At 60.6% G+C, this 9,163-nt stretch carries 10 protein-coding genes and 2 pseudogenes; 7 read left to right on the forward strand and 5 right to left on the reverse strand.

All coding sequences use genetic code 11. The features are described from left to right. Positions 1-132: 132 nt before the first annotated feature. The 3 genes and pseudogenes from AWB65_RS33530 to AWB65_RS33540 all read right to left on the reverse strand — a co-directional run bounded on the left by AWB65_RS33530 (position 133) and on the right by AWB65_RS33540 (position 3,927). A pseudogene (locus AWB65_RS33530) lies at positions 133-2,057 on the reverse strand (helix-turn-helix domain-containing protein). After that, the gene (locus AWB65_RS37815; RefSeq protein WP_327359525.1) at positions 2,054-2,323 is read right to left on the reverse strand and encodes a hypothetical protein; all 270 of its coding nucleotides are present in this window, start codon (positions 2,321-2,323) and stop codon (positions 2,054-2,056) included. The pseudogene AWB65_RS33530 and the gene AWB65_RS37815 overlap by 4 nt, the downstream one beginning before the upstream one ends. A gap of 590 nt (positions 2,324-2,913) precedes the next feature. After that, on the reverse strand, positions 2,914-3,927 hold the full coding sequence (locus AWB65_RS33540) for a hypothetical protein (RefSeq protein ID WP_087660412.1): 1,014 nt from the start codon (positions 3,925-3,927) through the stop codon (positions 2,914-2,916). Between the two features lie 299 nt (positions 3,928-4,226). On the opposite strand from AWB65_RS33540, the gene AWB65_RS37430 reads away from it, so the two are divergent. The 3 genes from AWB65_RS37430 to AWB65_RS37975 all read left to right on the forward strand — a co-directional run bounded on the left by AWB65_RS37430 (position 4,227) and on the right by AWB65_RS37975 (position 5,268). Beyond that, entirely contained in the window at positions 4,227-4,460 is a 234-nt protein-coding gene (locus AWB65_RS37430) for a Mu transposase domain-containing protein (RefSeq protein WP_235008037.1), read from the forward strand. Between the two features lie 61 nt (positions 4,461-4,521). Beyond that, the gene (locus AWB65_RS37435) at positions 4,522-4,746 is read left to right on the forward strand and encodes a hypothetical protein (protein ID WP_235008040.1); all 225 of its coding nucleotides are present in this window, start codon (positions 4,522-4,524) and stop codon (positions 4,744-4,746) included. A gap of 102 nt (positions 4,747-4,848) precedes the next feature. Continuing rightward, positions 4,849-5,268 (forward strand): putative glycoside hydrolase, encoded by a 420-nt coding sequence (locus AWB65_RS37975; protein ID WP_087671107.1) that lies wholly within the window; start codon positions 4,849-4,851, stop codon positions 5,266-5,268. 34 nt (positions 5,269-5,302) lie between these two features. Here the strand turns inward: AWB65_RS37975 and AWB65_RS33555 are convergent, their stop codons facing one another. Continuing rightward, entirely contained in the window at positions 5,303-6,253 is a 951-nt protein-coding gene (locus tag AWB65_RS33555) for a universal stress protein (RefSeq protein ID WP_087671108.1), read from the reverse strand. 215 nt (positions 6,254-6,468) lie between these two features. Between AWB65_RS33555 and AWB65_RS33560 the strand changes: the two are divergent. From AWB65_RS33560 to AWB65_RS38090, 4 genes and pseudogenes are all read left to right on the forward strand, one after another. Beyond that, positions 6,469-6,668: pseudogene (locus tag AWB65_RS33560) on the forward strand (ABC transporter permease); the annotation flags it as partial. Next, entirely contained in the window at positions 6,662-6,853 is a 192-nt protein-coding gene (locus AWB65_RS38080) for an ATP-binding cassette domain-containing protein (protein ID WP_445344251.1), read from the forward strand. The pseudogene AWB65_RS33560 and the gene AWB65_RS38080, both read left to right, overlap by 7 nt. Positions 6,854-6,886: 33 nt before the next feature. Continuing rightward, positions 6,887-7,048 carry a hypothetical protein gene (locus AWB65_RS38085; RefSeq protein WP_445344252.1) on the forward strand — a complete coding sequence of 54 codons (162 nt, stop codon included), beginning with the start codon at positions 6,887-6,889 and terminating at the stop codon, positions 7,046-7,048. Positions 7,049-7,093: 45 nt separating this feature from the next. Continuing rightward, positions 7,094-7,351, forward strand: a complete 258-nt coding sequence (locus tag AWB65_RS38090) for an ATP-binding cassette domain-containing protein (RefSeq protein ID WP_445344253.1) — start codon at positions 7,094-7,096, stop codon at positions 7,349-7,351. A 236-nt stretch (positions 7,352-7,587) separates the two neighbouring features. On the opposite strand, the gene AWB65_RS33570 is transcribed toward AWB65_RS38090, so the two are convergent. Beyond that, a complete protein-coding gene (locus AWB65_RS33570; RefSeq protein WP_087660599.1) occupies positions 7,588-7,932 on the reverse strand; it encodes an HPF/RaiA family ribosome-associated protein in 345 nt (114 codons plus the stop codon). Between the last annotated feature and the right edge of the window lie 1,231 nt (positions 7,933-9,163).

Below are 9,163 nucleotides of genomic sequence, written 5' to 3' on the forward strand. Positions count from 1 at the left end.
AGACCGCTAGACGCAGCCATGCTTGCCCTTCGCTTGCAAGTGATTCCCTGTTCGGTGTGCTAAAACTATCGCTTACGATCAATCGGACGCAGTAACTGGGGCGACATGACACCTCCCAAGCAAATGACAGGGTTAGAAAACCTGCCCGGTACCAATGGAGAGTTTCTTCGGCCGCACGGGTGCACGCGGCGCGAGATCCGCCTCATTGACAGGTGACGTCGCGGGCGATTGCGCGACCGTCGACACTGGCGCGGCACCGGGCTCGACCGTTCGCGGCGGTCCGGCCGGGGTGCGCACGGTGGGCGCCGTCGCGAGCAACCGCATCGCTTGAGCGAGTTGGGTCGCGGCCTTGCGCGTCGTCTTCGCCTGTGCCAGCTTCTCCCGCACGTACGCTTCGATTGGATTGACGTCGGCCCCGACGTGATTGCGACGTTTGCCTTTTCCCTTGCGGATCTCCTGACGCAGCTTGAGGTTGTGCGGCACCACCCGCCACGCGCCCTGCGCTTCGAGCACGCCCAGTTCGGTGCCATCCGGTAGAAACGCCCGCACGCAGCGCAGGTCATCGGCATTCATATACACGAGCAGATTCCTGCCGATCAGGTGAGCGCTGGTCGCCAGCACGCCGTTGGTATAGCGCACGCCATGAAGCTTGATGTGCGGGCGCACGCCCTGCTCGAGATAGGCGCGAACCCGACAGCGCCGTGCCGACTGCATCAGGCACAGCGTGCGACGGCGCTGTTCGGCAAGCCACGTCACCAGCGTTTGCTTGCCGCGCACGAAATATTCAATCGCCTCAAGAGGAGTGGCATTATTTAGGCCGCTGTGTGGTGTGCCGTTGTAGGCAGCAATCGCATACTCGACAAGTTCTTCAAGTTCGTCGAGAGACACGTACAGGCGCAGGTTGTCTTTCGGGTCGGAAAGAGCGCGGCGCAGATCGCGTGGATGCGAACCGGTGTAGCCTGGCAGGCGCGACGACAGGCGGCTCGCGATCGTGCCGAAGAAGCGCTCGATGTAGGGACGCTCGTCGGGACTGTAGCGCGGACCGGCGTCGACACAGCAGCCGATGAATTCGCACAGTGCCGTCAACGTTTCGTTCGCCCATCCTGCGGTCCGTAGCCGAGCCCGGCTATGTTGAATGCCTTGGGGCGATGGGGTTCCAGCGCTTTTTCGATGGTCTTGATCACGTCGTAGCGGCAATACTCGCTGGCCAGCACGATGTGGAAACCCAGCACGGCACGCGTGCACACGTCGATGATCACGAGGAGCCACACCCGCTCCATCTCGAACTCGTGCTCGAAGCCCAGTGGATCGCGAACGACCACCTTCAGGCGGATGTCGAGGCGGTGACCGTCGAACTCCACTACCTGATACGGGCGCGTCGCGGCCGGGCTCTTTGTGCCCTCTGTGCGCGGCAGACCTTTCAGATGCGAGGCCCCCGCCGAGCGGGCGGCCGTTCCAAAACCGCGCAGCATCTCCGCCTTCAGGCGCTGCGACAGCGAGCGGATCGCGTGGCCGGCCGTATTGAACGGATAATCCGCCGCTGTCAGCCCGACCATCCTGCACTGTCGCAGGAATTCGTCGTGCAGCGACCGCAAGCCCCGCAGACGTGTCCGCAATCGTCCATCGGTGTTGAGCTGCTGCAGCAGCACGCGGCGCTGCCTGACCTGCAATAGCAGCCAGGCCGCAAGCGTCGGGTGGCGCTCGAAAAGTTGCGACAGCGCCCCGACCGTACCGCGACTGCCGCGTTCGCCCCGAACCGTCACTGGACTCACCCGGACATATCCACCGATCCTCACATGCTTGATCAGTGCGCGAAATCCGTAAGGGCGTCCGTCTGGATGGAGCGACAAACCCCGTTCGAGCCAACGATAGAGCTGCCGCCGGTTGACGCCGGTCGCTTGCTCGATATCCTTTACGCACTCGCCCCGCGCGTAGCGCTCGATCGCCTGCATGCGCACCTGGAAGGCGTGAACTTCTTCCTTGTCGAGTTCTGTGTAGGCGACATCAGGCCAGGCTGTGACGTCGAGTTCCTGGAAGTCAGGTTTGCGCCGGCTCATGGCACTGGCTCCGCAGCGACAAACTCCGTAAGGAGCGACAATGCTTCGGTTCTCAGAGCTTGAGCGCACACGCGGCCGCTGTACAGCAGCCCGAACACTGCCGTACGCACGACAATCGGATCGCCTGTTGAGAACTCCCGCTCGATTGCGAGCAGTCTTTGCGGATCGCGAAGGAAGCGTTCGATCGCGTGCGACAAGGCATCTGAAGCCAGTCCCCGGTTCGCCACGATGTACGGCAGCATACGCTGCCAGTTGTCGATCCACATGCGTGACGCCGCGAGTTCAGCCGGCAGGACCGACCGACAGTCAACTCCGCCTGAGCCAGATGTACGGCAGGGCTCGCGTCCATATCGACAATCGAATCGCCAAGGAGGACTAATTCCTCGCGATCAACGTAACGAACCCAGAACTCCGCGAGATATCGCTGTCCGCCGTACTGGATAAACCCCGGCCTTTCGCAGAAAGCGCCAACCGCAGGATCGGCTTCGAGCAGAATCCACTGCTCAAGCGCGGAGCGCCGATAAAACGTCAGCCGCCGGTCCAGTTTCGGACTGAACACCTCAAGACGGTGCGCGCCTCTCGGTCTGACAAGCGCCACCGGCTGCTTCTTGTCGAGTGAATTTTCCATAAGATCAACACCTTACGGACGGAATTCGAAGTCTAGGACGTGAAATGACGAATTTAATGCGGACTTATGCGAATTGACGACATTATTTCGTTCGGACTGGAAACAATATCGTCAATTCAACCGGGTACCGGTTGTACGGCGGCCAATCTGGATTGACAGAATTAATGCGCTCTACGAATAGCCGCGCTCGATTGTGAGCCTTTCCGGGGACGACCGCTATCGATGATCTCAGATTGCCCGCAACGCCGCATCGATGTTCAGTCCGGCCGGTAGCAACTCCCCCCGTGGGATCCGCACCAGCACGAACGCTCGCACTACGGCCGGATTGCCTGGAACGCGTGCGAAGTGGAATTCAATCTCGTGCCCCGCGTCCCCTCCATCGGGCCGTATTATGTTCATCATGTCCAGGCGCACGCGTCTGCTCTGAACGTAGAGGTGGTCAGATGGTGTCGAGAACACATTGCATACACACTCCAGTTCAAGCTCACCTAGCTGCCCCGGCACTCTGAGCTTGGCAAGCGCATGCGAATTCTCTTCCATCTGCATTCCAAGACGAGCCAACTCGGCTGATTCGGTGATTAAAGGCGCGCCAACGACCGCACGCATGCCCGCGCCTTGCCTTTCCAACAGGTCGACACGCTCCTTGATCAATGCCCGCGATTGTTTCACCAGCCCGCGTTGATTGGCGGCGAGACGCGCGAGGCCTTCCAGCGTAAGTTGATCGATCATTCGACGTCCAATCTCTGCATGCAATGACGCATCTGATTCACTGCAGATCTTGACACGATGGTCACTGAAGCACAGCGTAGTCTGGGGCACGTCATGACGGACAGAGTTTCCTTCCTGGGCGACGCCCAATACGTGCCGCTCGGTCATCGCCATGCCGAGGACGGCATACGCGTCCGTCAAATCGGCCCGGCTCTCGAAATAAGCACGCAGTGTTTCCGACCGACTAAAGGCCTGAGCCAGATCGTCGGGTGTCGCGAAGAACGCCCGAATCGCCAGATCAGACGACCATGCGTCGGCGTTGGCATCGCGCAGCGGCGGCAACGAGGCGACAAGATTGTCCGTGTAGTCCAGCGCCGTCGTGAGCGCATGCGTGAGCCTCTCTTCGTAACGACGCGCGTTCTTCAATCGCGGGTTCATTGCGAGAACTCGAGCAACCGCATCGGTGGTCCTCTTTTCGAAATCTGAACCCGTGCGCGCGCGCTGACGCGAAAATAATCTATCGAGGAAGGCCATCTCGACTCCAACCGGAATGTCTCAACGGACCATAGATAATGCAAGACCGCCGAACCCCAGTTGATCTAGAGCAAACGGAATCATCGCCAATTCACGCGTAGCTCTGCCACTCGACGAGCAGAGTTCTCCACGGATTCACAGCAACAAGGAAATGCCGAACAACCCGAGGGTCGTCGTGGATTACCGCGGCTACTGTTTGTGGATCGACCAGCTCAATGGCAATGATCGTCTCAACGATCGCAATTTCCGAATGAGAAGGAGTGACAACGTCAACGACTTCCTCATCATTGAATACAGCCGTGCGGACTGCAGCTTCCCGTGACAGCCGGCAGGACGCCTATGTGCGCTTCGACCTGAACGACTACTCGATACCGCACACGCATGGGCGACGCACGCTCACGGTTCGTGTCGACCAGCATCAGGTGCGCATCCTCGATGGCGCCGATGTCGTCGCCGCGCATGCGCGCAGTTACAACCGCGGCGCGCAGATCGAGCGCGGCGCACATCGATGCGCTGGTGGAGCACAAACGTGAGGCTCGCCACCACCGCGGCCTGGACCATCTCGCGCACGCCGCACCGGCTGCCCGGACACTGATGCTGCACGCGGCCGAACGCGGCAGCAATCTGGGCGACATCACCGCGCAACTGCTGCGATTGCTCGACTGGTATGGCGCCGCCGAGCTTCAGGCCGCGATCGAGGAAACCCTCGCGAGCGGCGCCGCGCCGCACCAGAATCTGGGGCGCCTGACACTGGAGCGCCGGCGGGCTGCCGGGGGAGCCACGCCGCCCATCGCCATCAAACTGCCGGAACACGGGTGACAAGGACAAGCGCGTGACGCCGCACCGGCTCGACATTTACGACCAGCTCGCAGCGGAGGCCGATCCTGACAAACAGGACTGAGCAGTTGGACGAGCGCGCCCATGCCTTACGGATGTACGGGTTGCTGGCGCACTGGAGCGAGATCGCCGACGCGTCATGGGTCGGGCCGTTGCTGCAGGTGGGAAGAGCAGGAGCGCGCGCGCCGTTCGCTCGGGCGGCGTATCCGCGACACCCGCCTGGGCAACAACAAGCCGCTTGCAGACTTCGACTGGGCATTGCCCAACCGGATTGACCGCGCCGCGCTCGAGGAACTGATGGCGCTCGAGTTCGTCAGGGAGAAGACGCAGGGCGTGCCGTTCAGGCCCTGGCTCCGGCAGTTTCGAGATTATGCGTTCGATCATCGCGCATTCGGCGCGTACGCCATTCGTCCGCAGGTGCAGGCCTGCGAGGCCGCCGGCACGAGTGGCTGGATGCTCTCGAGTCCCAGAAACCATTACCCTTTTGCCCACCTGCCCCGCTGATGGTTTAGACCGCGTTCAGGGCGTTCTCATCGCGCTACTCGCGAACCAGCAACAACGGAATGGTGGCGAGGCTAGCGACCCGGTTGGCGACGCTGCCAAAGAATGCGCGCGCCACCCCACGCCTGTGCGTTCCCATCACGATGAGATCGGCGTTCCAGCGTTCGGCTTCGCGCAAGAGCGCATGCGAAACGTCGCCAGCGCTGATGTCGGTTCTGATCGGATCAGCCGAAACCAGCGAGCGTGCGACGTTGTGCAGGGATTCCAACCGTGCTGCCGCGGCCGCGATCGCCAGCTCGCCCTCCTTGACGAAGGCGTCCTCGAGCAGTGTCATGGGCACGAAATCGCTGTAGCGTATCGCGCGATCCACGACATAGACCACACGTATTAGTGTGTCGGGCGTCGCGAGCGTGGCGCCTGTGTTCACCGCCGCGAGCGACGTAGAGCTGCCGTCTACCGCGAACAGAATGCGCTGAGTGCCGATCTCGCGCGTGCTAGCGTATCCTGCGGGCACCACGATTACCGCGCAGGGTGCGAGTTGACTGAGCCTGTCTGCCACTGACGGTTCGAACCACCTCGCCAGGCCGTGCTGTTGTCGGATACCGACAATCATCAGATCCGCGCGGTCCTCATGTGCCTCTTCGGCGAGCGCATGCGAGACATCGGCCCTTTCGTTTGCAAGATCGATCACCTGAGTTCGCACGGAAGCCGCCGTATTTGCGAGCGCACTGCTCGACTCCGCGATAGCGCGCTCCGCGTCTTCCAGCAACTTCCTATGTGCGACGTCCAAATCCAACCCGGAGAGCGCCGCGTGCGGAGCGAGCAGATTCGGGTCGAGCGCCACAGCGGCAATCGTGAGTTCGGTACCGGCCTGCGCAAAAAGCCCCGCGAACTTGGCGGCGCATCGGGACGCTTCCGAAGAATCCACGCAAAGAACGATGCGCCTGAAGCCACCAGCTTTCGGCGCCGTGTTCTTGTTTGGTTCCATGGCTCACCCTCCAGGCGCGTAGCGCAGATTCAGTTCGCGCAGCATAACGCTCGCGCATGGCGCGGCGCCTGACTCAGATCAAACGAATGCGGCGCGTTCCGATCGATGTGACTGATTCGGTCAATTGCGACTGCGTCAATGCGTGCTCACCCTGGTGCTCACGTCGAAAAACACTCGAAACATGGCGCGGTTCACGTTTCTTGGCGCGACCGAAACGGCACTTTTTCATCGGGATGAGCAACCGCCCGTGTTCGCGTTCCTGATCGCGTGCATCGGCTGCCTCGAAGGCCTCCGCGTGGAGGGCAGCGCGCAGTCGGTTGGCGAGCATACGACTTCGAGCTTCGTGCAATCGATCTTTGTCGTGATTCTGCTCGATGCCATTGCCGCCCTCTTTTTCCTGGAGATGGGATGGTGAACCACTACCACCAGAACGAGCGTCACGAGTCGGTCGTCGAAGTGCACGATCTATCAGACTGTTTCGGTACGCAGATCGTACACAAACACCTGAACCTCGACGTCATGCACGGCGAAATCCTCGGCGTGGTGGGCGGTTCGGGCAGCGGCAAGTCGGTGCTGCTGCGATCGATCGTTGGGCTATGAAAGTTCGGCGCCGGCTCTATCCGCGTGTTTGGCTTGAACCTCGCCGAACTCCGACCGGACGAACGCATGCGCGCCGAAGAGCGCATGGGCATTCTCTTCCAGCGCGGCGCGCTGTTCTCGTCGCTCAGCGTGCTGGACAACGGGGCGCTGCCGCTGATCGAACCTACCGCGCTTGCATGCTCTGCCGCCGAATGACTTGCCCGCGTCAAGCTCGCGCTGGTCGGCCGGCCACCCAACGCGATGGCCAAGGCGCCGGCGCCACTTTCCGGTGGCATGATCAACCGCGTCGCGCTGGCCCGCGCGCTCGCCCTCGATCCGGAGATCCTGTTTCTTGACGAGCCGACTTCGGGGCTCGACCCAGTCAGCGCATCCGCCTTCGATCAGTTGATCCATACGTTGCGCGACGCGCTCGGGCTCACGGTCTATCACGTCACGCACGATCTCGTACGCTATGCGCGATCTGCGACCGTGTCGCCATGCTGTCACAGCAGCGCGTGATTGCCGTGGGACCGCTCCTGGGAGTCCCGAACTGCGACGATCGATGGATCGGCGAATACTTTCGCGGCCCCGTGGCAAAGCTCCACTGGCCGCGATGCCGCAACCGCGCGAGGGCCCTGAGATCGAAACGCGAGCGCATCACGTGTTGATCGGCATCTTCACGGTCGCGACTCTCTCCAGTACCGGCAGCGGCTTGATGATCAGACCATATCCCTGTTCCCCGTCAAGATGCACGACTACTCCGGGATACGTGCCTCATGCTGCTTGATCTGACCTCGTCGCTTTCGTACCGCATCTTCGAGCATGCGAGTTGCATCCTTGAATGCGTCCCGGATTGCAACGTACACATCCTCGTCGTGCTCCCTGTTGGACACCAGTTCATGTCCGGGAATGGTTGTGTCGACACGGACATTGAACAGCTTGCCTTGATTTCTATGCTTTTCGTTGAGCATTACGCTGACGCGGCAGCGCATGATGTCGGAGCAGAACCCGTCGAGCTTGGTCGCGTGGCGTTTGATTGATGCCTCGATTGCATCCGAATGCGGGATGCCTTGAAAGAATACTTCCAACGGTCGTTTCATTATTTTGCTCGATAATTCAGGGTGGGGCCAACGGAACGTGGTATTCCACACGGTACAGCCCCCCAACGTGCGCGGCTTTGACATGTGTCATGGAACTGCAGGCACATCGACAGCGAAAAAGGTGTCCGCAAGCACGCGGTTAGCTGATCTACCCGAGAGGGTGTAGTTCAGATTGAAAATTTGCGGGGAGATGTTTCTGGATGGCTGCCGATGCTGGTGAGCAAGCGTGGCAGATGCGCGACTGATGTAATCAAGGCCTGGGCCTTCGCATCCATGCTAATCGGCACATTACAAAGCATCGCCGATGCCACATTTCTTGACCCAGCGCAATGGAGGTCGCAAGACTGCGGGATAAGGTAGGTACGGAATGGAGAGAGCCGGAGAGTGGCGTGTTCGACCGGCTCGTCCGGCTCTTTTTGCGAACATGTGGGCCGATAACACCGTTGCAGGCTGCAACAAATGCTCCCAGGAGACGATGATGGTCAGATTGCTTGCGCTCGGATGCGCCTTCGTTACATTGGTCGCTGTAGTCGCGCTTGCGGTCGTGTATTACGTCGTCTGGAAGAACGCCGATTGATCGCCTGCATGCGCAATGCGAAGACTGCATTCTGCGCGCGGTCCCCGGCACGGGAATCGACCAATCGACCGATACGAATTACTCTGTTCGCAGCCGTCATGCGCGGCATAGCATAGAAAGCTTTCGATTGTCGACAAATAGCACAGACGGCCTGAATGTCGCATGTTGGCCGGGTGCCGCTCCATGCAACGGCATACGCAGCTTGAATCTGAGAAGAATGCGATCGACAGCCGCCACCCTGAGCATTCGGAGAATCACGGAATGCCTCCTCCCGCAGATGCCACGCGGCGATTTTTGCGCGCACCCCGGCCCGATAGCTCTTATAAAAGTGGACGAGCGCAGCGCTGGGCCTGTCTGCGGTGATTGCACCGTACGTCTCCAGTAACTTTCCACCAGGGTTGGAGACAACCCTGTACGGGTCCCCGCTACGATCACTGGCTGCAATACTGCGATCAAGTCGACGAGGCAGCACGAGCCCTGCAGATCGGAGACGCAGTGATGCGTGAGGGTGAGCAACTGACCCTCGAACGGCAATGATGGCGCGATCTATGCTGGCGCCGTGCACGCGGTCGTCGAACTTTCGATTACCCACAATTTTTGGCGAGTTCAAAGCCGAGTTGAATATCGATGAGTCTTCGCAAACCTCGCCAGATC

Source organism: Caballeronia humi, assembly GCF_001544475.1.
Taxonomy (GTDB): domain Bacteria; phylum Pseudomonadota; class Gammaproteobacteria; order Burkholderiales; family Burkholderiaceae; genus Caballeronia; species Caballeronia humi.

Coding starts and splice junctions, on each gene's coding strand:
- AWB65_RS38090 (WP_445344253.1), top strand. CDS start 7,094: ATGGCCAAGGCGCCGGCGCCACTTTCCGGTGGCATGATCAACCGCGTC.
- AWB65_RS37975 (WP_087671107.1), top strand. CDS start 4,849: ATGCCTTACGGATGTACGGGTTGCTGGCGCACTGGAGCGAGATCGCCG.
- AWB65_RS37815 (WP_327359525.1), bottom strand. CDS start 2,323: ATGTGGATCGACAACTGGCAGCGTATGCTGCCGTACATCGTGGCGAAC.
- AWB65_RS33555 (WP_087671108.1), bottom strand. CDS start 6,253: ATGGAACCAAACAAGAACACGGCGCCGAAAGCTGGTGGCTTCAGGCGC.
- AWB65_RS33570 (WP_087660599.1), bottom strand. CDS start 7,932: ATGAAACGACCGTTGGAAGTATTCTTTCAAGGCATCCCGCATTCGGAT.
- AWB65_RS38080 (WP_445344251.1), top strand. CDS start 6,662: ATGGTGAACCACTACCACCAGAACGAGCGTCACGAGTCGGTCGTCGAA.
- AWB65_RS33540 (WP_087660412.1), bottom strand. CDS start 3,927: ATGGCCTTCCTCGATAGATTATTTTCGCGTCAGCGCGCGCGCACGGGT.
- AWB65_RS37435 (WP_235008040.1), top strand. CDS start 4,522: ATGCTGCACGCGGCCGAACGCGGCAGCAATCTGGGCGACATCACCGCG.